Source organism: Mesorhizobium sp. Mes31 (assembly GCF_024519675.1).
Classification (GTDB): domain Bacteria; phylum Pseudomonadota; class Alphaproteobacteria; order Rhizobiales; family Rhizobiaceae; genus Mesorhizobium.
Genome location: NZ_JALJRL010000033.1, coordinates 1 through 21,990, shown reverse-complemented (window position 1 = coordinate 21,990; position 21,990 = coordinate 1). Strand labels below are relative to the sequence as shown.

Annotated in this window: 24 protein-coding genes; 15 read left to right on the top strand and 9 right to left on the bottom strand. The window is 60.7% G+C overall.

Annotation, left to right across the window (positions count from 1 at the left end):
• Positions 1-5 precede the first annotated feature (5 nt).
• Positions 6-626, bottom strand: a complete 621-nt coding sequence (locus NR193_RS32005; RefSeq protein ID WP_256754663.1) for a hypothetical protein — start codon at positions 624-626, stop codon at positions 6-8.
• A 100-nt stretch (positions 627-726) separates the two neighbouring features.
• Between NR193_RS32005 and NR193_RS32000 the strand changes: the two genes are divergently transcribed.
• From NR193_RS32000 to NR193_RS31940, 13 genes are read left to right on the top strand one after another with little or no spacing between them, the layout of a single operon-like run.
• A complete protein-coding gene (locus tag NR193_RS32000; protein ID WP_256754662.1) occupies positions 727-1,389 on the top strand; it encodes a lytic transglycosylase domain-containing protein in 663 nt (220 codons plus the stop codon).
• Positions 1,390-1,404: 15 nt separating this feature from the next.
• Entirely contained in the window at positions 1,405-1,716 is a 312-nt protein-coding gene (locus NR193_RS31995) for a TrbC/VirB2 family protein (RefSeq protein WP_256754661.1), read from the top strand.
• A gap of 4 nt (positions 1,717-1,720) precedes the next feature.
• On the top strand, positions 1,721-2,014 hold the full coding sequence (locus tag NR193_RS31990; protein ID WP_256754660.1) for a type IV secretion system protein VirB3: 294 nt from the start codon (positions 1,721-1,723) through the stop codon (positions 2,012-2,014).
• The gene (locus NR193_RS31985; protein ID WP_256754659.1) at positions 2,011-4,413 is read left to right on the top strand and encodes a VirB4 family type IV secretion/conjugal transfer ATPase; all 2,403 of its coding nucleotides are present in this window, start codon (positions 2,011-2,013) and stop codon (positions 4,411-4,413) included. Before NR193_RS31990 ends, NR193_RS31985 begins: the two co-directional genes overlap by 4 nt.
• On the top strand, positions 4,397-5,551 hold the full coding sequence (locus tag NR193_RS31980; protein WP_256754658.1) for a transglycosylase SLT domain-containing protein: 1,155 nt from the start codon (positions 4,397-4,399) through the stop codon (positions 5,549-5,551). Before NR193_RS31985 ends, NR193_RS31980 begins: the two co-directional genes overlap by 17 nt.
• Before the next feature lie 9 nt (positions 5,552-5,560).
• Positions 5,561-6,295, top strand: a complete 735-nt coding sequence (locus tag NR193_RS31975; RefSeq protein WP_256754657.1) for a type IV secretion system protein — start codon at positions 5,561-5,563, stop codon at positions 6,293-6,295.
• A gap of 6 nt (positions 6,296-6,301) precedes the next feature.
• Positions 6,302-6,505, top strand: coding sequence for a hypothetical protein (locus NR193_RS31970; protein ID WP_256754656.1), 204 nt, complete (start codon positions 6,302-6,304; stop codon positions 6,503-6,505).
• The gene (locus NR193_RS31965; protein WP_256754655.1) at positions 6,502-7,542 is read left to right on the top strand and encodes a type IV secretion system protein; all 1,041 of its coding nucleotides are present in this window, start codon (positions 6,502-6,504) and stop codon (positions 7,540-7,542) included. Before NR193_RS31970 ends, NR193_RS31965 begins: the two co-directional genes overlap by 4 nt.
• Positions 7,543-7,561: 19 nt before the next feature.
• A complete protein-coding gene (locus NR193_RS31960) occupies positions 7,562-8,335 on the top strand; it encodes a type IV secretion system protein (RefSeq protein ID WP_256754654.1) in 774 nt (257 codons plus the stop codon).
• Positions 8,332-9,135, top strand: a complete 804-nt coding sequence (locus NR193_RS31955; protein ID WP_256754653.1) for a TrbG/VirB9 family P-type conjugative transfer protein — start codon at positions 8,332-8,334, stop codon at positions 9,133-9,135. Before NR193_RS31960 ends, NR193_RS31955 begins: the two co-directional genes overlap by 4 nt.
• A gap of 2 nt (positions 9,136-9,137) precedes the next feature.
• Positions 9,138-10,574 carry a type IV secretion system protein VirB10 gene (gene virB10, locus NR193_RS31950; protein WP_256754652.1) on the top strand — a complete coding sequence of 479 codons (1,437 nt, stop codon included), beginning with the start codon at positions 9,138-9,140 and terminating at the stop codon, positions 10,572-10,574.
• A complete protein-coding gene (virB11, locus tag NR193_RS31945) occupies positions 10,571-11,596 on the top strand; it encodes a P-type DNA transfer ATPase VirB11 (RefSeq protein ID WP_256754651.1) in 1,026 nt (341 codons plus the stop codon). The genes virB10 and virB11 overlap by 4 nt, the downstream gene beginning before the upstream one ends.
• A 43-nt stretch (positions 11,597-11,639) precedes the next feature.
• Positions 11,640-13,760, top strand: a complete 2,121-nt coding sequence (locus tag NR193_RS31940) for a type IV secretory system conjugative DNA transfer family protein (RefSeq protein ID WP_256754650.1) — start codon at positions 11,640-11,642, stop codon at positions 13,758-13,760.
• A 135-nt stretch (positions 13,761-13,895) separates the two neighbouring features.
• On the opposite strand, the gene NR193_RS31935 is transcribed toward NR193_RS31940, so the two are convergent.
• The 5 genes from NR193_RS31935 to NR193_RS31915 all read right to left on the bottom strand — a co-directional run bounded on the left by NR193_RS31935 (position 13,896) and on the right by NR193_RS31915 (position 18,019).
• A complete protein-coding gene (locus tag NR193_RS31935; protein WP_256754649.1) occupies positions 13,896-14,147 on the bottom strand; it encodes a hypothetical protein in 252 nt (83 codons plus the stop codon).
• Between the two features lie 234 nt (positions 14,148-14,381).
• Positions 14,382-14,768 (bottom strand): ACT domain-containing protein, encoded by a 387-nt coding sequence (locus NR193_RS31930; RefSeq protein ID WP_256754648.1) that lies wholly within the window; start codon positions 14,766-14,768, stop codon positions 14,382-14,384.
• Positions 14,769-14,777: 9 nt separating this feature from the next.
• The gene (locus tag NR193_RS31925; protein WP_256754647.1) at positions 14,778-15,296 is read right to left on the bottom strand and encodes a DUF523 domain-containing protein; all 519 of its coding nucleotides are present in this window, start codon (positions 15,294-15,296) and stop codon (positions 14,778-14,780) included.
• 57 nt (positions 15,297-15,353) lie between these two features.
• A complete protein-coding gene (locus tag NR193_RS31920) occupies positions 15,354-17,615 on the bottom strand; it encodes a relaxase/mobilization nuclease domain-containing protein (RefSeq protein WP_256754646.1) in 2,262 nt (753 codons plus the stop codon).
• Positions 17,612-18,019, bottom strand: coding sequence for a hypothetical protein (locus tag NR193_RS31915; protein ID WP_240579067.1), 408 nt, complete (start codon positions 18,017-18,019; stop codon positions 17,612-17,614). The genes NR193_RS31920 and NR193_RS31915 overlap by 4 nt, the downstream gene beginning before the upstream one ends.
• A 452-nt stretch (positions 18,020-18,471) precedes the next feature.
• On the opposite strand from NR193_RS31915, the gene NR193_RS31910 reads away from it, so the two are divergent.
• Both NR193_RS31910 and NR193_RS31905 read left to right on the top strand, forming a co-directional pair.
• Positions 18,472-19,152: a ParA family protein gene (locus NR193_RS31910; protein ID WP_256754645.1), complete on the top strand. Its 681-nt coding sequence runs from the start codon at positions 18,472-18,474 to the stop codon at positions 19,150-19,152.
• A complete protein-coding gene (locus NR193_RS31905) occupies positions 19,149-19,565 on the top strand; it encodes a hypothetical protein (protein WP_256754644.1) in 417 nt (138 codons plus the stop codon). Before NR193_RS31910 ends, NR193_RS31905 begins: the two co-directional genes overlap by 4 nt.
• Positions 19,566-19,684: 119 nt before the next feature.
• Here the strand turns inward: NR193_RS31905 and NR193_RS31900 are convergent, their stop codons facing one another.
• From NR193_RS31900 to NR193_RS31890, 3 genes are all read right to left on the bottom strand, one after another.
• Positions 19,685-20,245, bottom strand: coding sequence for a hypothetical protein (locus NR193_RS31900; RefSeq protein WP_256754643.1), 561 nt, complete (start codon positions 20,243-20,245; stop codon positions 19,685-19,687).
• Between the two features lie 691 nt (positions 20,246-20,936).
• On the bottom strand, positions 20,937-21,263 hold the full coding sequence (locus NR193_RS31895; protein WP_256754642.1) for a hypothetical protein: 327 nt from the start codon (positions 21,261-21,263) through the stop codon (positions 20,937-20,939).
• A gap of 65 nt (positions 21,264-21,328) precedes the next feature.
• Positions 21,329-21,652, bottom strand: coding sequence for a DUF736 family protein (locus tag NR193_RS31890; RefSeq protein WP_256754641.1), 324 nt, complete (start codon positions 21,650-21,652; stop codon positions 21,329-21,331).
• Positions 21,653-21,990 lie beyond the last annotated feature (338 nt).

Below are 21,990 nucleotides of genomic sequence, written 5' to 3'. Positions count from 1 at the left end.
CGATTTTAGTTCGCTTCATCACTCTGGAACGGTTTGCCTAGATCGGAAGAATGCTCAAGGTCGGGCCTTAGCGACTTACCATCTTTATTGCGCAGGATGGACGCGGCATCCATGAACACCATATCGTCGTCGTCATAAGATACCATATAGGGATCATTGGCGTCGCCGGCGCCGACAAGGGAAAAGCACGAAACGGCGTCGGGGACACCGACCTGGCTTTTCAGGACAAGGGTCTTGCAAAGCACGACGGAAGCGCGGCCGTTGTAGATAGCACCCTCGTAGTCTTGGGCCGCCTTAGTGCAATTCCACTCTTCTGTCTTATAGGTGATTTTGGTCTTCGGGCAGGCTGCCAAGCCGCGGAGCTTGTATTCCACGCCGTTGATGACCCGCTCGGTCGCGGACTTTATTTCGACAGGCGTGGCAAGCGGGACCGCGTCCCTTTGATACAATTTCCCGTTGGCATCGTATCGCTCGTAGACAAAGACCCTCTCACCGGTCTGGACGAACTGTTTGAGGTATTCGGCTGAAGGCTGCTGGAAAGGATCGGCATCGTCGACACCCTGGCCTGCGGCGACCGCCTGTGAACAACTCAGGAGCAGCGCGGCGATGACGGTTCCGTAGTTCATTCGAGCATCTTCCAGATCGCACAGATGACGGTTGACGGCGGTTGACGGTGCTATCTATGGTCGTATAACACATAGTAAACTGTCAATACGCGGCGGCCTGATGAGAAAGAAATATGGCCTTTTCCCTTCGGTGTTTTGCGCGATCGCGTTATCAGGCGCGCATGCGCAGGACGTCGCATCCAAGCGTGTAGTCGCTGCTTTTGCAACGCCTGCGGCGGTTGCAATCGCACCTGACATAGACGGTAGCGTGGACGTTGTCACAAAATGCCAGCCAGGCGATCGACAGCACATCGAGGCTTTGGTGCGCCAGATCGCCACCGAAGAAGGATTCGATTCCGATCTCGCTCAGGCAGTCGCCTGGGTGGAAAGCGATATGGGTCAAAACCAGGGTCCGTCCAGCGCCGGGGCTCTCGGGATCATGCAGCTCATGCCTGGAACGGCCTCGAAGCTCGGCGTGACCGACCGGTGCGATGCCGCATCGAATATCCGCGCCGGCATACGATACCTGAAGTCACTCTACGATGAATTTCACGATCCGCTGTTGATGCTGGCTGCCTACAACGCCGGCGAGCAGAACGTCTACGCAGCCAGCGGGATTCCGGTGAATGAGGAAACGGCAAAGTACGTCGTCAAGATCCTGAACCGCTGGAAACTCGGAAGCATGGTTCGGTCGTCACAGGGCGAACCTCACAAGACGATTGGGGATGTCAAAACTGATGACGTCGCATGGCAGGAGGGCCACGTCATCGACTTCGGTGACTGAAAGGAGTGAGAGGTGATGAACTGCAGGAAGGCATGGGGATTTGTCCTCAAATTAGCGGCCGCATCGGCGATCGGAATAATGCTCGCCCCGGCAAGCGCGTACGCACAATCGGCTGAGCCGGTCGAAAGCGTGCTGGAATGGTTCGTAGGTGTTTTGCAGGGCAGCATCGCCCGCTCGATCGCGATTATCGCGGTCTGCTTCCTCGGCTTCCTGGCGATGACCGGCCGACTTGTGTGGATGATGGCCTTCTCCATCATCATCGGCATCGCGCTCGTGTTTGGTGCGGCTTCCTTTGTCGATTCGGTGAGGTCGGCGGCGGGAGGCTGATCGAATGGACGACGACGAGGTCTATGTCGAGCCTGTGAGCCTGCCGTTGACGCGCCCGCCCGTGAAATGGGGGGTCCGCTATGAGGTTTTCGCCCTGAATGGAATGCTGGCGGTGATCGCCTTCATCGCGACCAGTAGCTTTGTTCTCGGCCTGGGTGTGTTCGGCGTCACGCATCTGGTCAGCGCCTATCTCTGCCAGCGGGACCCATACATTTTCCACATCTTCGAGCGTCGGGTGTCCAAACGCGGCGCCATCGGGAACATCGGCTTTTGGGGCGCAAGGAGCTATTCGCCGTGAGCGTCGATCCCGACCTCAAATATGGGCGCGAGCGCAAGCGGGAAAAGCCCGTTGAAATGCACGTCCCGTATCTTCGGCACGTCGATGACAACCTCATTGTCACGAAGAGCGGCTTTCTGATCGGTGTCGTGCAGCTTAGCGGCCTGCCTTTCCAGACCATGGACCAGGCCGAACTCAACAACCGCATGTTCAACCGCAACACGACGTTCCGGAATCTCTCGACATCACGATTTGCGGCCTACTCGACCATTATTCGCCGTCACATAACGCCGGAAATCGAAGGTGACTTCGACAACCCGTTCGTGGCCGAACTCGACGCGCGCTACATGGATGAGCTGCGCTCGAAAAATCTGTTCGTCAACGAGGCGTATCTGACGATCATCCGCCGGCCGATGATCGGCCGCGTCGGATGGGTGGATAAGGCGCTCAATGCGTTCCGGGTCAATACGGCAGGCGAGGAAACCCGCGAAGAAGCCATGTCGGAGCTGCACGACGTTCTCAATGGCGTCGTGAAGGATTTTTCCGCTTATGGAGCGCGGCTGCTAGGCGTTGTGAAGCGGCGGGAAAGCGTGTTTTCCGAACCGGCCGAGTTTGTCGCGAAAATCCTCGCTGGCGGAGCAGATGTGGAAATGCCACTGCCTCGGATGAGCCTCGCCGCGGTCTGTCCGACGCGGCAACTTTTCTTCGGCAAGGCGGCTCTGGAAATCAAAGGGCCGGATTCGAGCAAGGTCGGCGCCATCGTATCGATCAAGGAATACCCGCCCTTCACCGCGCCGGGATCGCTCGACGGACTCTTGCGGTTGCCGCATGAATTCATTCTCACGCAATCGTTCGCGATCGAAGACCGCGTCACGGCCATGCGGCGGATCAACACGATCGCCAACCAGGTCCAGGGCTCCGACGAAGCGGGCACGACCGTTGAAGATTCGGTGCATGAGGGCGCCGACAAGCTGGCGGGCGGGGAAGTCGTCTTCGGCCAGCATCACATGACCGTCCTGGCACTCTCTTCCGACATGCAGGGGCTCAACCGGGCGCTTTCCGACGTAACGGCCGAGCTGTCGCGCATGTCGATCGTGCCGGTGCGCGAAAGCCTCAATACCGAGCTGGCCTTCTGGGCGCAGTTGCCGGGAAATTTCAGCTACATCGCGCGGCGCGCGCTCATCTCGTCGCTGAACTTCGCCGGCCTGTTCTCCGGTCATAATTTCCCCTCTGGACAACGCGATGGGCTGCACTGGAAGCGGCCTGTCGCGTTGCTCGAGACGACCAGCCAGACCGCCTATTACTTCAATTTCCATGTCCATGATGTTGGACACTTCACGGTCTTCGGCCCGACCGGTTCGGGCAAGACTGTGGTGCTGTCGTTCCTCATGGCGGAGGCGATGCGCGTCGCGCCGCGGCCGCGCTGTATCTATTTCGACTATATGCGCGGGGCGGAGATCTTCATTCGCGCGCTCGGCGGCCGCTACGAAGTAATGGAGCCGATGCAGCCGACGGGCTTCGCCCCTCTGCAACTGGAGGATACACCCGAGAACCGCTCGTTTATCGAGGGGTTGTTGCGCTACATTCTGACGCCCGAGGACAGCGCGCTCGATGTTGCGGAGTTGCGCGTTATCAACGGGGCGGTCGACAAGCTCTACAAGCTACCCCGTGAGAGCCGGACCTTCGACCTTCTTCCCGAAGTGCTACGCGGTTCACTCACGCCGGGCATGAATGATCTGGCGGCCCGTATCGAGCCATGGCTTGATCCGGCCGACAAGGGCTGGCTGTTCAACAACCCGGTCGACCTGGTGGATTTCTCGAGGCCGGTCGTCGGCTTCGACATGACGAAAATCCTGGCCGACAAGAAGCTGCGTTCCGCGGCGCTGCTTTATATCTTCCACCGTCTCGAGGAGATCATCGACGGCACGCCGCTCATGCTCTTCCTCGACGAAGGCTGGAAGCTGCTCGATGACGATGTTTTCGCGGCCTTCATCAACGAGACTCTGAAAACCATTCGCCGGCGCAACGGCGTGGTCGGATTCGGTACGCAAACGGCCGAAGATGTCGTCAACTCTTCAATATCGTCGTCGCTGATCGAGCAGACCAAAACCAACGTCTTTTTCCCGAATCCGAAGGCGAGCAAGGAATCGTACATGCAGCGGTTCTCGCTGACCGCCAAGGAATTCGAGTTCGTCAGGCGGACAGCCAAGGAAAGCAGGACGTTCCTCGTCAAGCACGACAGCGACTCCATTGTCGCGAGGCTCGACCTGTCGGCCATGCCCGACCTCATCAAAGTGCTGTCCAGCACCGAAGCCAACATCAAGGAATGCGAGCGGTTGCGGGAGACCTACGGCGAGGAACCGGAAGCCTGGTTGCCGTACCTGTGCGGATGGGAGAGCGAGCATGAAGAAGCTGCTTAGGAGCGCGATCGCCGCCGTCGCAATCGCTCCGGTCGCGTCGGTGCCGGTTCTGGCGCAGATTGCCGTGATTGACGATGCGAACCTCGACAAGCGGCAGGAGGACGAATCCCACAACAAGAAGTCGAATGAGGCCAAGGCCGATGAAAAGACAAAGAAAAAGAGCGTCGTCTGCACCTATTCCAGCAAGTACCGCTCGCAAATGTACCGCCGCTCGCCAAGCGAGGCTTTGAAGCGTGAAGCCGGCAACGTGAAGCTGATCCGCTACTATGCGCAAAAATACGGCGTTCCGGAGGGCCTGGCGTTATCGGTCGCCTACCAGGAATCGCGCCTTGATAGCTGTGCCGGATCTCCGACCGGCGTGAAGGGAGCGATGCAGCTCACCAAGGGAACCGGCAAGGCGATGGGCTTTGACCGGGATATAAACGAACAGAACATCGAAGGCGGCGTGAAATATCTCGGCATGGGAGTCTCGAAGTGCGGGGCGTCGAATTATTCCTGCCTTTCGAGTTGGTACAACGGTTCTGACGCCGCTCAACAGAAGCAATGGGCGGGTGGCGTCGGTCGCTGGCACTCCTATTTCAACAATTACGTGTCGACAGGGGCAGCGCCGGCCGCTGCGCCGCCTGCCATCAGCATCGTGACGGCGGGCGGCGCTGGCGGGAAGGCGCAACAGGCCGCGCTTGGAACCGCATCGACCGCGGCCGTCAATCTTGACGCCAGTTCGGCCAGGATTCAGGGGAATTCCTCGCTGATCGAAGCTCTCTTCGGCACGATTGGTCAGACGACCGAATATAAGGATGCCTGGGAGGTCAATTCGTCGGCACGCAACCTCAATGCCGATGTGACGAACCAGTACATCAGGCAGTCAGCAGACTTTACCGCCCTGCTCGGTCAATTCCTGCAAATGCGGAATACTGCCACCTCGCAAACGGCAAAAACGATCACGCCGCCCAAGGAGGGATCGGCGAACCCCTTCTCGTGCGATCCGGCCGTGCTGAGGGGCCTGAACATTGAGCGGAAAAACTGGCTGCCGTGCGCGACCGAAAACGCGCGCACCGGCGGCGCGAACGGCCAGTCGATCATGCGAGCGGCCGACCCGGATGGTGCTGCGGGCGTCATCGAGGCACTTCAGGAATAGGAGGATCACATGAGAAGGATCGTTTTCACCCTCGCTTTCGCGCTCCTGTCTGGAAGCGCCATGGCGCAAATCGCCGTCATTGACGGTGCTAATCTCGACGTTGCCCGGCAGAACGCGAAGAACACGAATGCTATCATGGATTCCAACAAGGACATTCTGGAAAAGAGCGAACAGATTTTACAATCGCTCACCGGAAGCCGCGATGGTTCTCTTGGCATCGGGCAGATGGGCCTCGGTGGCAATATGTCGATCGCGCAAGCACCCAGCTTCGGCTCGGTTCTCAACGGCGGCGCGCTGTCCTTCGGTGGACTGTCGCCCGACATCCAGAAGGTCGCGGGCGCCGTCATCAACGGGCTGCAACTGGTGAAGCAGATTCAGCAGGTGACAGGCGATCGGAACAGCGCCATCAACACGGCATACACCGGCAGCGTAAACGTCGCATCGCTCCTGAGCGCACTGACCTCACAGGCGTCGCAGGGCGTAACACAGCGCGAACAATCTTTGCAATCCGCCGGTGGCCAGATTGGGCAATCGGAAGACGTGAAAGGCTCGGTCGATCAGAACACACGCATACAGCTCGAAAACGCGCGGGCGGTCAACGAGTTGATCGGCGTTCAAAACGGCGCTGTCGCCGCGCTCAACGAGGAGATGAAAAGACGGCTTCTGCGGCAAAGTCAGGTCCAGCGGATGATGACGCCGAGCGACGTCAATCCCTTCGAGAACTTCGGCAAGTCCGGGAATTGACAATTGATGCAGGCTTCCCGCATCAGCCGACAGTCGATCGCCGCGGCGACCGCCGTCCTCGCGACAGCACTGCTGATGACAGGGTGCGCCCGACCCGGCCGTGAATTGAAGGCGCCATGCGCCCCTTTGGGTTACGCCGAAGATGCGGCCTGCGGGCTGCTCAAGCCCGCAAACGCCACGCCTTTTGAACGCGTTGTCGAAGACGAATGAACGGTCTGGCGACAAGCATATTGGATGGCATCGACGGCGTCGGGCAGGGCTTCGTTTCCAGTGTCTATATGCAGCTTGGCAACGCCCTCGGGTCGGTTTTCACCGGGATGCTTACCCTCTATATCGTTTGGTGGGGCTATTCCATCATCAGCGGCCGGGAAACCATTTCTCCTATCGAGGCGGCTTATCGCCTCGCTCGAGCGGTTATTATTTATCTGTTACTGCTCCATTGGGGCACGTTCTCCGAGACCATCTACAAACTTGTTCAGGCAGTCCCCGACGAGGTCGGAAAGATCATCGTCGGTGCCGTTTCCCGCGCAACGGGCAACCAGCTCTCAGATCAGCACGCCATACCGGCTTTGATCGACAACCTTTACCGGGGCGCCCAGGATGTCGCCACGGCGGTTTATTCCGGTTCGATGTTCGATATTTTCGGCGCGATCCTGTCGGCGATCGTGCTCATGGCCGCCATCATTTTCTCGGCCATCGCCATCGCGGCGATCATCGCTGCGAAGATCATGCTGTTCATCACGCTCGCCCTTGCCCCGATCTGGATCGTGCTCTGGCTCTATCGATGGTCGAGCCGGATTTCCGAGGGCTTCATTTCGCTGACGACCTTCCTGATCATCCAGCAAATTCTCATATACGGCTTTCTCGGCTTCTATTTTTCACTGGTCAATCTCGCGCTCAACACGGCCATGTCGGGTGGAGCCTCCGCCGATAACAAGATGTCGATGGTGCTGCCCCTCGTTCTGGTGACGATCATCGGGATATACATCCTCACGCAGCTTCCCGCGATTACCGCCATTCTAAATGGTGGCGGGTACATTGATGCGACAAGAGCGCACGGATCTTACCAGAATGCTGTCGTTCGGTATTGGCGCGGTGGGAGAGCCGCGGCGCAGGGGATCGGCGCCGCGGCTCGCGGAGCCACGCGAACATACAGACGGATGCCCGAGGGCCGGACAGCCAGCAGAGACGCCGCCAGATCGTCAATCCAACGGGCAGCTCGCGAGAACGGAGCGCCGCTGGTTTAGCGCAAATGTCGGAAATTGAGTGGCCTTTCCGCCCCAGGGCATGGCCGAAGTCTGCAAGCGAGAGCATAGTAGAGTGTCAACAGCACACAAGAGCACCTCCCCGGACGCCGGCGATCTCGTTGCTTCAGCCTATTATAAGGCCGGTGCAACCTGGGAAGATGACACCCACCGCTCGCTCAGGCGCTCGCGCACTCTGGCCTGGATCGTAAGCGGCGTTTCCGCCGTCGTCGCGGTACTGTCTCTGCTGACACTGGTCTTGATCCTGCCGCTCAAGCAGTTCGAGCCCTATGTTGTCGAGGTCGACAAAACGACCGGCTACCTCGAAATCGCCCGTGCTCTCAAACCGGGCGACCTGTCACAGAATGAGGCGGTCACGGCCGCCAACCTGGTTCGTTATATCCGTGCGCGCGAGACCTATGACGTGCGCGAGATCAAGGCGAACTACGATCTGGCGCAACTTTATTCGACGGCCGCGGCATCGAAGGACCTGACCTGGCTCTACACCCCTTCAAATCCACAGTCGCTCGACAAGCTTTATGGCCGTAATGTCTCGATTTCGGTCAACGTCAAATCGGTTTCACTGCTAAACCGCAACACGGCTTCCGTGCGGTTTTCCACTACGACACGACGCGACAACACCTCAACCACCGATAATTGGGTCGCGGTGGTGAAGTTCCGCTACACCTCGACGCCGATGAAAAACGAGTGGCGGTTCGACAATCCGCTTGGCTTCCAGGTCACCGACTACCGGCGCGATCAGGAATCGGCCCCGACAGCGGGAGGCCAGCAATGAAGCCGGTCGTCGGCGCGATCCTTTCGTTTCTCGTTTTACTGGGCGCCGCCTTCACCGCCAGCGCCCGGGATGCCCGCATCCGGTATGTTACGTTCGACAACAACGATGTGACGACGGTCAACGCAGCGCTCGGCGTCTCCACCATGATCGAACTCAGCCCGACAGAAACGATCGAAACCGTCTCGGCCGGCGACACAAAGGGCTGGTCGATCGTCCCGAAACGCGGCTCGCGCTTCCTCTTCGTCAAGCCTCTCGAGCGGGATGCCTGGACCAATGTCAACATCGTGACGAACAGGCGCGTCTATTCGCTGCTGCTCAAGGCATCGAACAGCAACCGCGACCGGGTGTCGTTTCAGGTGCGGTTCAAATACCCCGATGAAGACGTGAACGCCCGCCTGCTTTCTCAAGCGAGGCAGAGCGCGGCCGATCCCGATCTGAAGAACCTGAAAATCTCTGACCTCAATTACGACTATGCCTACAAGGGTGAGGACAGCCTTAAGCCGCGTGTCGTATTTGATGATGGCACCAAGATGTTTCTGGAATTCACCGGCGACATACCGGCCATGTTCGTCGTCGATGAAAAGGGCCATGAATCACTGGTGAACCTGCGCACCCAGGGCAAATATACGATCGTCGACAAGGTGGGGCGGCAGTTCACGCTACGGGCCGATGGCAAGACGCTCTGCCTTTACAATCGCGCGCGCGCCTCGCGGGTCGATCCGATCGCGGACATATACGGCCCGACGAAGCTCGACCGTAAAACCAGCCTCTTCCCGTCCACGCGAAATGGGGGACGATAGCTATGAGCCAGATCGACTATAACGATCTCGATGGCAGCCCGTCCGTGGCGCGGCGCGGCGCCGGCGTCGGCACGAAAGTCGCCATGGTCGGATTCGGGCTTCTGCTCGCCGGCGCGCTCATCTGGATCAACTGGCCGCGCTCTCCGGCGTCGAGCGACGTCGCGGCCGGCTTGGAAGAGGACTTCAACCCGCCTGAATTTCGCTCGCCAGGACTGTCAGAAGCGCCGCACCAGGCCGACAAGGCGATAGATCAGATCGTCGTGCCGTCGCCAGCCGAAGGCGAGGACAATACCAAACAGGCCGATAACGTCGACCAGACGGTGCAGCCGGGGCAGGATCTCGATGCGCAGCGGCGCGCGCTCGAAGCCCAGATGGCGGCCGAGGAGGCGCGACGTCAGGCCGAAGAGGAAGCGCGACGCAAGGCCGAGGAAGCCGAAGCCGAGAAGAAGTTGTGGGAGCGCCTGCGTTCGAACCAGATGGTGACGACCGATCAAACCGGAAGCGCGGGCGCTCAGGAAGCCCCGGCACAGGCCGAGATCGCCGCTGACGGCCAGATCATCCCGGTGCCGGGAGCCGACAGCGACCCGAACAAGGCTTTCCTCTCGCAATCGGAATCCAGTTCCCGAGGCATGGCGAAGGCGCGGGTCTTCAGGCGCACCGACGCCATGATAGCCGAAGGCACCATGATCCGCGGCTTTCTCGAAACCGCGATCAACACCGATCTGCCCGGCATGGTCCGTGCTATCGTACGTGAGGACGTCTATTCGCTAGACGGCCGCCGCATCCTGATCCCGAAGGGCTCGCGCCTGACCGGCGAGTACCGTTCCGGACTGGCGCGGGGCCAGAAGCGTGTGTTTATCGTGTGGAACCGCGTCATCCGTTCCGACGGCATCTCCGTCGATATTGCATCCCCTGGCGCCGACAGTCTCGGCCGCGGCGGTCTCGGCGGACGGATCGATACCCATTGGCTCGAACGCTACGGTAATGCGATCATGCTTTCCGTCGTCGGCGGCGTGTCGGAATATCTCTCCTCGCTTGCCGACGACAATGACGGTTCGCAACAGCGTCAGGTCACGACCGTCGATCCGGTGACGGGCCAAACCATCACCGTCACCTATGGCGGCTCTGGCTCGCAACGTGACGCCCGCTCGATCGCGTTCGACAAATCCTCGACTGCCCTGCAGCAGCTTGCGCAGGAGGCGTTCCGCGACAGCCAGAACATTCCCCCGACCATCTATGTCGATCAGGGCACGCCGGTTGTCGTGTTCGTCCGCCGCGACCTGGATTTTTCCGCTCTTTACGCCGATCCCGTTCAAGAGGAACTGGCGCGTCTTAAACGCGGCGGCAGGCCGAAAACGGCGATTGATCCAACGCCGCTCTTCATGACGCCGAAGGACCATTATTATCCAAGGTATTTCCCGCCGAGGCCGGTCAAATGAACGTCGTGCAGCCCGTACCAAATCCGTGGGCGCGTGCACCCGTCCTGCGCGCCGAACTCGAACCGATCTGGCCCTATCTCGAAGAGGATTCGGTTTCTGAAATCGCCATCAACCGTCCCGGTGAGGTTTTCATTGAGCGTCTTGGCGAAAAGGAGATGGAGCATGTCGTCAAGCGCGAGCTGACCCGCAACTGGATTCGCTCCGTTTCGACCGGTGTCGCCTCCGCGAGCAACCAGGTGGTCAACGAAGTGACGCCGGTCCTTTCGGCCGCTCTGCCGTCAGGCGAGCGTTTTCAGTGCGTCTTGCCACCGGCTGCGCCGGACGGCGGCATAATCTCGATCCGCAAGCAGGTCATCATGGACATGACCTTGGACGATTATGCACGGCGCGGCGCTTTCGAGCATACGGCATTGGGAAGCGGCCTGGCGCTGTCGGCCGAAGAAAGAAAGCTCATCGAAATGCTGCACGACACCTCGCCGCTCGAATTCCTGCAATTCGCCGTCCGCAATCGAATCTCCGTGGTCGTGTCCGGCGGCACCTCCACCGGCAAGACGACGTTCCTCAACGCGCTCCTGAAGGTCATTCCGGACCATGAGCGCATCATCACGATCGAGGATACGCGCGAGCTTCGGCCACCGATGCTCAACAGCGCTTGCCTGCTGACCTCCAGGGGCGACCAGGGCCTTGCGAAAGTCACGCCGCAACAGCTTCTTGAAGCCTCGCTGCGCATGCGGCCGGATCGTCTGCTGCTAGGCGAGTTGCGCGGCTCGGAAGCATTCTCGTTCCTACAGGCGATCAATACGGGTCATCCGGGATCGCTGACCACGGTGCACGCGAATTCCGCACGATCGGCCTACGAGCGGCTTGCCCTCATGGTCATGCAGGGCAATGTCGGGCTCACGCGTGCCGAGATCCTCGACTATCTGCGCGAAGTGATCCCGGTCGTCGTGCAGATGGTTCGGTCGGAAGGTGGTCACCGCGCCATCAGCGAGATCAAATTCACCAAATCGGAGACGATCTAACGGGAGTGGCGGCGCGATGAAGAGGGCAGCCGAACTGGTTTTCATGGCGCTCATGGGCGTCGCTTTGGGCGCCGTCTGCTTCATGGTCGCCTATGCCGCAACCGATTGGTACCGAACCGGCTCTGACTTCATCTTCTCCCTGATCGACAAGGACCCTATGGCCGCGGCCCACTATGCCTGGGCCGATCTCAGGGCGTTCAATCTCACGAGCGTTCAATATGCCGTGGCGGCCGGCGCGCTCGGCTTCTTCCTCCCGCTCGTCATCGCCTTCTTCATGCGGCCGCGGCGAACGAACGACGCGCATTTCATGTCCATGTCCGACGTTGCCAGGGCTGGCCTGACGAAGCGTGGCGGGGTCTTCATAGGCCGCGCCGGGGGGAAGCTGGTCGAGGCGCTGACCTTGCCGTACCATGATAGGCGCACCGGACGATTGAGGTTTTCAAGGCCTAAGCTGCGCGGCGGCAAATATCTCTGGGTCGACGGCGACGACGTCGGCGGCTTTGTCATCGGCCCGCCCCGTTCCGGCAAGGGTGCGGCGGTCATCATTCCGAACGCGCTCCTTTGGCCGCATTCGCTAGTCGTCCTCGATCTGCGCGGCGAAACCTACGATGCGACCGCCGGCTATCGCTCCAGGATGAGCAAGGTGGTGCGCTTTGCGCCGGCCGATCGCGACGGCAATACCGCCGGTTACAATCCGATGGATTTCATCTCGCTCGATTCGGCGCAACGCGATATCGACCTTCGCAACATGGCGGCGGCGCTGTTCCCCAGGCCGCCGGCGAGCGCAGATCCCTATTGGGTCAATGACGCGCGGCTCCTCTTCACCGGCATTGCGTCGTTTGTCATGGAATCGCCGGCAATCCCGAACGAAAAGAAGACGTTCGCAACCATTCTGGGGATTATGAACGGCGAGGAAGAGCCGCTGATAGACTTCATCGGCACGCTGCGCGGCGAACGCAAGGCGCAATGCTCGTCCTTCACCCTGCAGACCCTCCTGCCCTACTTTGATATGTCCGAACGGCAGTTCTCAGGCATCTATGCCGGCGTGCGCACGGGCATGGCGCCGTTCCTCAATGAACGGCTGATGAAAGCTACGTCGAAGAGTACCTTCGATATCCGGGCGCTCAAACGCGAAAGGATCTCGCTCTATCTCGATTTCCGCCGCGAGCAGGTCAGCTCGCTGGGGCCGCTGTTCAATGTCCTTATCACGCAGATGATGAATTTCATGTCGGAATCCTTACCCCGTCCGAACGAACACCAGGTCCTGATCCTGCTCGATGAATTTCAGAACTTGGGGAAGCTGGAGAACGTCACCGAGATGGCTTCCACACTCGGAGGTAACGGCATCTCGATGTGGTTTTTCGTTCAGTCGCTCAAGGCCGTCGACGAAATTTATCGCCAGGAAGGCCGAAAGAGCCTCATCAACGCCGCCCGCGTGCAGGTATTCTTTGGCGCCCAGGACGCAGACGACCTGCGCTATGTCTCTGAACACCTTGGCGAGACCTCGGCCGAGCAGAGGGACGTGACCCGCACAAAGGCTACGCTGTTCGATACCTATTACACGCGCTCGGTGCATCGCAAAGAAGTCCGCCGCGCGCTCATGCGGCCCGACGAAATCCGCACGATGGACCAGAATAAAGTCATCATCCTGCCGCGTGGCCGGCTACCCATTCTCGGAACACGCAATTTCTATTTCGCGGACGACAAGCTCAGGGAGAAGGCTTTCGAACCGTTGCCTACGGCCGCGTTAGGCAGCGACAAACCGGCAAAGGCTGCTGAGCGCAAAGAGCCCTATCCTATTCGACCATATCATTCCGGCATCGCGCAATCACGATTGATCCGGGGCGCGACATTCGCCGCAAAAGCCGGTCGAACGCCGCCGCCAATCCGACGGCAGGTCAGAACGAGAAGAAATGCGGATTCCGGTTCGCAATCCCAGCCATCGTTGGAAATTTCCGGCACGGCTTCTGCCGCGAAGACGGTTGATTTCGGTGCGCTCGCCGCGAAGGCCGCCGCCAGCCGTGTTTCGCCGCAAAAGGAAGCCTCGCTTGCTGCTTTGTTGAGCGAGGGCAGATCCTTCCGCGCCATATCGCGGGACACTGAAGTCTTCGACAACGGCATGAGTGTTGTCGAAGAGGCCTTGCCCGACGTCGTAGACGAATAGAGGGGCTGGCGAGAAAATTACGATCTGAAGGCATTCCGGGGGAGCCGTGATGCTTTATCGACCAAGAGCGGTCCGCTGCTGGTCCAGATCTTGGCCGCATGCAGAAACGCGGGCCTAGTCGACGAGAACTGAGGGTCAGCCGGCACTGATCTCATCATCATCATCATCATCGCGCAGGATGCGCGCGGCGGGAGGGATCAGCGCGAGCCACTTCGCGCCCAACCGCTCGACAGCTTCAGCCATCGTGTAGCCAGCGCTCCCCAGCCAATCCGGCCGATTCAGGACAAAGGCAGCGGCCAGTTGCTCACTGGTCGAAAGGGCGTCAAAGCCGCCGTTCTTCGCATCTCGGCTCTTTCCGACAATGTGGTTCAATTCGTCGTCGTGCACAGCCGCTCCCCCTATTCGCAAATCATGCGGCAAGTAATTTATCACCCACGATGCAGACTTGCCTAATTTTCAATGAGTGGCCAACCTGGTTCGCGAATTAGGCTGCTGGGCGCGTTTCCGGATCTACCAACCGTACGATCAAGATGAAACTTGGATCGGGTCCGATAGTGCCCGCCACGAAGATCGCACGTGCTGCGAGAGCGATTGTTTTCTCAAAACTCACCAGCCTCCCCATCACTCAACGAAATTATGGCCTGCCGCGCTGAGCAGGGAGCGGGCTTTCTCGTGATCGTGGTCCGCGATCAGCACATGCTCCCCATCAAAGGTGCAGACGACGAAGATGCCAATGCCGTTCGAGGACAAAGGGCCGATAAGGGAGTGGACGATTCCAGTCGCCTGAAAATCGAAAGGGCCGATCGTTCTCAGGCAAGCCCATCCATGTTCGGCCTCTACCCCTTCGGGCACCCGGTCCTCATGGCATACGATCGTCAGTTCATCATCGGCGCGGATGATGGCCGAAAATCCCGGCCCGGAAACCCAAGCGGGGATTGAGCTATCTGGCGCCAGGCGTGCGACGGAATACCGACCGGGAACAAAACGCAGCTTCAAAGATATAGGCATGTTGTCCCCTCATGGAGGATATGCGGGCAAACCGCCCGAAGCCTGCGGCAAGCGGATCTGTAGGGCGTCGATTTCGGTTTCCGTAAAGACTTCTATTTCATGCTGCCGCAAAAGCGCGGCTGTCACGCCGGCACCGACATGCCTATGGCCGGCGAACGCACCATCATAGATGAAGCCGCTGCCGCATGACGGGCTGCCGTCGATCAACAGGGCGAATTGGCAACCGTGCTGGCGGGCCAGGTCGAGAGCTGCACGCGCACCGGCGACGTAACGCTCTGTCACGTCCGCGCCGGTCGCCTCGATGACGCGTACACCGTCTGAAAGAACCGCCTCGCCTGACTGGCCTGCCGCGATTTCGGCCGGCGGACGTGGCACGCTGAACCCAGCCGTCAGCTCCGGGCAGATCGAGATAATCCGCCCCTCGCGCTGCCAGCGCTCCAGTGCCGGGTGCGCCAAAGCCTTGGCCGATCTGTTGTAGCGGACAGGCCGGCCGAGAAGGCAGGCGCTGACCAGAATCTTATCGCTCATCGTTCTATGCGCGGATGGCACGCGCCACCATGTCGGAGGCTTGCGCGATCACCGTCTCTACCGCTCGTAATCGTTGTCGTTGGACCGCTGGGTGCGGCGATCCTGTTCCTCGGCCTGCCGGACCCTCTTCTTGTTACGCTCCTGCTGCTGATCCTGCCGGCTTCGGGCCGCCTCGGCGTCCCGATGTGACGCCTCCGGATTACGCGCATCTTCACGCGCCGGAAGATCGCGCCCGCGCGCTTCGCGTTCGAGAACGGGTTCGCCGCCACCGGACGCTCCCGCCTTCCGCTGCTGCTCCGCCTCGAACTGCAGGCGCGCGAGCCGGTCGTGCATCTTGTCGTTGACGTCCTCGCGATATTGCTCGAACCGGTTCTGTTCCGCTTCGGGCAACGTCTCGCTCATAGCGTCGAGCGCCTTGTTCACGCGGTCCATCTTCTGCCGCATCTCCAAAGGTGTCTGTGCCATGTCCAGATCTCCTATCAGCGCAATCAATTCTTTCATGCCGGGATGGGTAAGGAAAGATTTTTGGCCCCGCTCACCTGCCGCACGAAGCGTGACGGCATCCGAAGCCCCCTTCCCCGCCTGGCCATCGCGGTACCGCAGAAGGTTCTTGCCGATCGCCTCGGCGGCCGTGAGCGCCAGCCCTGTGACGCCAACATTGCGCATCGTCGTGGCGGTCGTTTGCCAGGCTGCCGCGATTGCATCGCCGTTCGCCACGAGCGTCTGTCCGTCGAGTCGGCGCTGCCGCTTGGCCTCTACACGCTCGATCGTTCTGGCGCTGACAGAATAGCGTGGATCGCGTTGCGCCCGGTTATAGGCACCCACATGTTCCTTCGTGAACGGCCGCGTCATCGCATTGTCCATGCGCCGCGTCGCCACCATGGCGATGCCGTTCTCGCGTGCCTTTTCGGCGAATGCCTCGCGCCAGGCGACCAGATCCGGCTTGTAGAATTTGAGGCGCTCACGATCGGCGGAACGCGCCTGCACCATTGCATGGATATGAACGTGTTTCGTGTCCTTGTGATGCGCCAGGACGAACTTGTAGCCTGGCGCGCGCTCTTCCAACACGGCGCGTGCGGCCGCCATGACCGCGTTCGCATCCGTGCCGGTTCGTGCCGAGAACAGCAGATGGTAGGCATTGCGCCGCTCGCGCCCCGAAAGCTGCGGCCGCCATTGTTCATAGACCGACGCCGCCGCCTTTGAAGGATTCTTCGCTCCACGAACCGGTTCACCGTTCGCATCGCGAACGCCCGGATGCGTTCGGATGAACTTCTGCAGAAAATATTTCGCCTGCCTCTCGTTGCCGACCGCTGCCGTGACCTCGACCGTCGACGCGATCCCTCCCTGCTCCAGCCCTTCGCGCAAGCGCGCCTCGATCTTGTCGAGCGCCTTGCTGCGCGAGTTCTCCCGGCCGCCGGCGAGCACCTTGGCGAGCGGTCCCGCCCGCTCCTCGACATGCGCGTAAATCTCCACCACATGGCCCTGGCGCGCGTAGACAAACGGCTTCGATCCAAACGCCTGGTTCAATGCACCCCTCAGGGCATCGTTGGAGACGTCGCCTGCCAACTCAAAACGCACCTCGATAAAATTGGTGTTTTCCAACGGTGGTTCGAACGTCTCGCAAAACGTCTTCAGAAACGCCTTTCGGTCAGCGCTCGTTGCGAGGACCTGGCCGTCTCCGTCGAAAATGTCGATATCGTGCTTCTCGCCGTTCTCATTGTCACGCCGGCCGAGATAATTGATCAGCCGCGCCGCAGCTTCGCTGGTCGATGGCGGCTTGGGCATGACCTTGAACACGGCAGGCTGGGCGCCGGCGGCATAGCCAGCGCGCGCAGCCACCGCGCGCGCCTGATAGACGGGACGCACGCCCCCAATGCTTCTTCCTACATGCCGGCCGCCGCCCTCGCCTGCCCTGCCACGCCCGCCACCGCTCCGCCGCTTCCAGTCTTCCTCCTCCTCTGCCGGCTGGAAACCGGCGAGCGTGGCGGTATAGATCATGATGGGCGCGCTGGCAGCCTTGGGCGAGGCTGAACCAGCGGTAGGTCTCGGAGTCCTGCTGGATGCCACTCTCGCGCCTGGCGCTCCCGTATGTCCACGGGCCGCCGGCGACGCAGAGCCGCCGCTTCCTGAGCCGGCTTGCACTCCACCGGCACGCCCACTCCCGCCGGCGCGCTCATAAATCCGCATGGCCTGGAATTCACCGGCCTCCCGGCGCGCGCTTGCCGTCCGGTCGTCGTCATCCGGATCGTCGCGCACCACAGGCATCCCATGCAGGTAGCGCTCGATTTCGGCGGCATAACCGGCAAGGCGGCGGCTCATGGCTTGGTCCCCGTCGTCTTCCGGGACCCGATCGTCATCGCCTTCAATTCCTCCCGGAACTGTCGCACCAGATCGCCGACGGCAATCAGTGCGCTTTCGAGATCCTCGTCATAGGGAACGCGCCCCTCGTTCATGGCACGCACGGCCTGATTGAAGTTCAGGCCGACCCGACGCAACTGGTCCGTCATCTCGAGGATAGCCGGAAGGAGCGCCTCCGATGCCACTGGCAGATGCCCGGTCTCGGCTCGCACCAGCCGCCGAACGACCTCGCTGACGGTGGCGTTTTCCCGCTGCGCGATGGCCTTGAGGCTGGCCATTTCTTCGCTCGAAAAGCGGACATGCGTCACCGCGCCATAACGGCGCGTTGCGCTCCCTACCGTTCCATTCTGGGCGTCTGTGTTCATCTCTCAAGCCCGCTTGCGGGCGCTAAGGCCCGAAAGGGCCGCGCCGCCTATTTTGTGTGTATCACAAAATAGGCTATCCTGCCAATAATCATAAATCAACATTTGCGAAACGCTTCGAGACTACACACCCAACACCACCCTACTGCAGCGCATGGCGGCGACATGATGTCATGCATCTTTAGTGTCATGGTGACTTGTCTCTATGTTAACATAGAGACAACAAGCCAAAGCGGGCGAAGCCGACCGCCTGCCGTCACCTGCCGCTCGGCGTTACGGCGTCGCATTTGACTCACGCTCCGCCAGCGTCACCGCCGCTGTGTAGATGCAGTCATCTGGCTGATCGTGCCCGACCGGGGAGATGAATCGGGAGCGGCAATGTCTCGCTGTGTTGTTGGTGACTTGTTTCGATGTTAACATGGAAACAACGAGACATTCCGCCAGGGGGAAAGCCGATGATCATCTCCGCTGCAATTCCGAAGGGCGGCACCGGCAAGTCGACCATGTTGCGCGCGATCGCATCGGTCGCGCTGCATCGGGGCTATGCGGTGACGCTGGTCGACGGCGACCGTCGCCAGAATATGAGCCGCTGGTTCCAGATGCTGGGTGAGGCCGGCAATTGCCCTGACACTCTCGACCTCGTCAGTGCCACGACGCCGCAGGAAATTCTCGATGCCGCTGCCCGGCACAATGGCGAGCGGTCCGTGGTCCTGATCGACACCGAAGGCACCACCAACGACAATCTGATGGCCGGGCTCTACGCGGCCGACATCGTCGTCGTGCCAGTCTATTTCGCGCTCGACGACGTCACAGCCGCAATCCAGATCACCGACCACTACATTCCATTGGCGGTCGAAAGCCGGGGCCGACCGTTACCGGCGGTGTTCGTGTTGACCAAACAGACCATCATCGACGGCCGGGCGCGCGCGTTGAGCGAGCTGCGCACGATCATTCAGGCCAATGGCACACCGATCGCCGAGCACGTCCTGAATAACCGCGTCGCCTATCGCGATCTCCAGTCCGGACAGACCCTTTACAGCCCTGCCGAACCTGACGCGAAGGCGGTCGCCGAAAGCGAAGGCGTGTTCGACGGCATTCTCCAAGCCTTCATTGAAGCTACAAGGAACCCGGCATGAGCGACGATGCCACACCCAAGTCGGACAACGACAAGAAAGCACGGATGCTGAAGGCGATCTCGACACAGCCGCCGGCGCTGCCAAGCATGTTCATTGCGCCGAAGGGCGGCGCATCTCAAGCAACGACGGTAGGAGTCGGGCAACCGTCGGGCAAAAAAGCGTCGATGCCTGCATCGCCGACGGACGCACCCGACTTTCGCAAGCTGTTGCGACAGGGCCAGAAAAAGGACCCCGTCGCCGGCAGGAAGATTCGCGAGGAAGAAATGGTGCGTTGCGGCTACTACCTGACGGCGTTGGAGCAGCGCCAGTTCAAACTGCTGGCGGTCAGCAACGGCCACAGCATGACGGAACTGCTCCGCAAGGCGGTGCAGGATTACATCCGCGCGCACAAGCACAAACTACCGAAAGAATGAGCGGGGTGGGGATTTTGAGCATCCGGCGGGTCAACCGTTCCCGGCGCTGAGCTTCCCCGCAGGTCGTGCCGATCAAAAAAAGAGGTCGGGGCGGCTTGCGCCGCCCCGACCTCGAACCGTCAATCGCGGCCGTCGTCGTTCAATGCGAAAAACGTATCCGGGTCGTGACCCGTACGTTCCCACCACGCCGCCTCGGCTTCAGCCTCGCTGTAATAGACGTTCTCGACGGTGAACCTTGCGCCGCTGATCTCCTCGATCTCTTGGATGATCTCGGCGAGGCCGCAGAGCTTGTCGTTAGGAACCCGCTCGACGATGGGAAGCACGCCATCCATGAAATACCAGCGCGCTTCGCGAAAATCGAAATATTCGTGCGTCAGCTCGTCGATGAGATAATCGTCGAGGAGCGCGATCGGTTCGACCAGCCACGTTTCGTACCAGGCTGTCTGGTAGTGATGTTGATCGAAGAAGGCGTCCTCTTCGCCTTCGGTGCCGCGCGCCGAGACAAGCGCCCTGTCGGCCGCGAGGATATTGCGCTGCGCATCGATCATCTTCGCGAGCTTTTCGGCAAGGAGATCGTGGACGCCGCTCGCCAGTTCCGTATCGCAGCCAAGCCGATTTGCGAGGACGTTGATGCGCAGGCCCGAAAGTTGCGCGACAAGCATGAGATTGTTGTGTGCCATGTCATGGTCTCCTTCATCTTGATGACGGAGGTCCCGCGACGGGCAAGTCGAGCATCGGGTCAAGGATCGCGAAGCGACCGCCGGAGGCGGCGAGCGGGGGAGCCGATTTTCTGGCGGCGCCCGTCAGGGCGACGGCGGAAAATTGGGGGCACCGCGATGTCCTTGAGGCGATGGGAGCGGCCAGTAAACTGGGCCGTCAGAGAGATAGAGACCCGCATCCCCGCCAGGGGATGCGCCCGTATCCGGCGACCAGCCGGCGGGGTGTTCGAGGGGTTGCCCCTCGCGGCATCAGGGACCGGTCGATCCGGACCCTGATGCCACGCGAGATGGGATCGTCACCGAAGGCCGAGACGGCGAAGCCGGCTCGGGGAGCGGCAGCATGCCGCGAGTAGAGCCCGGTCTGCCGAAGGCAGACTCGCCCGTACACAGCAAACTCAGGATATGCATCGAAATCGTCCATCGCCGTGCCCGGATACGTTCACGGGCATTGCCGTCCGCATGCGCTCATGGGGACGACAAGCCACCTCAAGGGCCCAAAATGACGGTTCTCGTCCGTCGCGCCGATTTCGCCTGAAACAAGTTGCGGTTACTACAACGCCGGCGGATGGGATAACATTCAATGGTAGCGAACAGGACAACAAAAAAGAGGCCCGTGCCGGTGATCATCCGGCACGGGCCTCGTTTCATTGAACTACTTCGATTGCAGATGACGCAGAAACGCTGCGAGTGGGCCATCACGAGGTGGGCGCGCGGCATCCCTGGCGAAATCATCGGCAAGCTGGGCGACGACATCCTTCGGGAGCGGCATGAAATCGAACCCTCGTGACCGCGCGGCCATGTGCAGCGCGTCGATCGTCTCGTATTCCCGGTCGCTGGTGCCGAGCCACAGAGCGAGATCGTCGCCACTCTCGTCGGGGAAAGCCTGCAGGAAGAAGCTGCGTAGCGGTGGATCGTAGCCGATAATGGCGTCGGGGTCGGAGCGGTCGTTGCTGGTGACGGTAATGGTGTAGCGGCTCATCGAAGCCTCCTGATCGTGAGGAACAGAAAGAAGGCCGGCCCCTTGCGGGGCCGGCTCGCTGCGGTTCACTGCGGGTTGTTCCACAGGATCACCTTCTTGTTCTCCTCGCCGCCGGGGGCGGGAGCGAGGTTGCCGAAGATCACGCCGATCTCGGGAGCTTCCAGCTTGACCGAGAGGTATTCCTCGCCCGAACGCTGGGAGATGCGGTTCCAGCCGGCTCCGATCTCGAAGCCCGTGCGCTTGTTGACGATGCGGTAGTCGGGAGCATCCTCGCGGGACTTGTTGTTGTTCGGGATCAGGGTGATCGGGGCGTTGACCCTGAGCGTGGCGAACACGCCTTCCATCGAGCCGTCGGCCTTGGCGGTGAGGTTTGCGATCGTGGTGGCCATGGTACTTCTCCTTCGCTTGCATCGGGACCATTCCCGATGGCGCCAAAGGAGGGGGCCGTCCTGCTGCGGTCACTCGGCGCGAAATTCCGGAAAATTCTATTTGCCGCAGACAGCGGGCCGCAGTTTCAAAGGGCCCCGCTTGCGGGAAGGAAAGTGCATGGCCCGCCAACAAAAGACCGAAATCGAATTTTCCTGAATTTTTGCCGAGCGTACCCCCAACGGGGGTTGACCGCAAAAGCAGGCGGTCCACTACAAAGGCGACATGAAACGGGATTGGTCCGGATGTGAGCGAAGGCGATCCCCGGCCCCCATCGCAGATCCCCAGCGCCGCGCGGCGC

Coding starts and splice junctions, on each gene's coding strand:
- NR193_RS31980 (WP_256754658.1), top strand. CDS start 4,397: ATGAAGAAGCTGCTTAGGAGCGCGATCGCCGCCGTCGCAATCGCTCCG.
- NR193_RS31910 (WP_256754645.1), top strand. CDS start 18,472: ATGATCATCTCCGCTGCAATTCCGAAGGGCGGCACCGGCAAGTCGACC.
- NR193_RS31915 (WP_240579067.1), bottom strand. CDS start 18,019: ATGAACACAGACGCCCAGAATGGAACGGTAGGGAGCGCAACGCGCCGT.
- NR193_RS31965 (WP_256754655.1), top strand. CDS start 6,502: ATGAACGGTCTGGCGACAAGCATATTGGATGGCATCGACGGCGTCGGG.
- NR193_RS31970 (WP_256754656.1), top strand. CDS start 6,302: ATGCAGGCTTCCCGCATCAGCCGACAGTCGATCGCCGCGGCGACCGCC.
- NR193_RS31895 (WP_256754642.1), bottom strand. CDS start 21,263: ATGAGCCGCTACACCATTACCGTCACCAGCAACGACCGCTCCGACCCC.
- NR193_RS31925 (WP_256754647.1), bottom strand. CDS start 15,296: ATGAGCGATAAGATTCTGGTCAGCGCCTGCCTTCTCGGCCGGCCTGTC.
- NR193_RS31930 (WP_256754648.1), bottom strand. CDS start 14,768: ATGCCTATATCTTTGAAGCTGCGTTTTGTTCCCGGTCGGTATTCCGTC.
- NR193_RS31995 (WP_256754661.1), top strand. CDS start 1,405: ATGAACTGCAGGAAGGCATGGGGATTTGTCCTCAAATTAGCGGCCGCA.
- NR193_RS31905 (WP_256754644.1), top strand. CDS start 19,149: ATGAGCGACGATGCCACACCCAAGTCGGACAACGACAAGAAAGCACGG.
- NR193_RS32005 (WP_256754663.1), bottom strand. CDS start 626: ATGAACTACGGAACCGTCATCGCCGCGCTGCTCCTGAGTTGTTCACAG.
- NR193_RS31975 (WP_256754657.1), top strand. CDS start 5,561: ATGAGAAGGATCGTTTTCACCCTCGCTTTCGCGCTCCTGTCTGGAAGC.
- virB11 (WP_256754651.1), top strand. CDS start 10,571: ATGAACGTCGTGCAGCCCGTACCAAATCCGTGGGCGCGTGCACCCGTC.
- NR193_RS31990 (WP_256754660.1), top strand. CDS start 1,721: ATGGACGACGACGAGGTCTATGTCGAGCCTGTGAGCCTGCCGTTGACG.
- NR193_RS32000 (WP_256754662.1), top strand. CDS start 727: ATGAGAAAGAAATATGGCCTTTTCCCTTCGGTGTTTTGCGCGATCGCG.
- virB10 (WP_256754652.1), top strand. CDS start 9,138: ATGAGCCAGATCGACTATAACGATCTCGATGGCAGCCCGTCCGTGGCG.
- NR193_RS31890 (WP_256754641.1), bottom strand. CDS start 21,652: ATGGCCACCACGATCGCAAACCTCACCGCCAAGGCCGACGGCTCGATG.
- NR193_RS31900 (WP_256754643.1), bottom strand. CDS start 20,245: ATGGCACACAACAATCTCATGCTTGTCGCGCAACTTTCGGGCCTGCGC.
- NR193_RS31920 (WP_256754646.1), bottom strand. CDS start 17,615: ATGAGCCGCCGCCTTGCCGGTTATGCCGCCGAAATCGAGCGCTACCTG.
- NR193_RS31940 (WP_256754650.1), top strand. CDS start 11,640: ATGGCGCTCATGGGCGTCGCTTTGGGCGCCGTCTGCTTCATGGTCGCC.
- NR193_RS31955 (WP_256754653.1), top strand. CDS start 8,332: ATGAAGCCGGTCGTCGGCGCGATCCTTTCGTTTCTCGTTTTACTGGGC.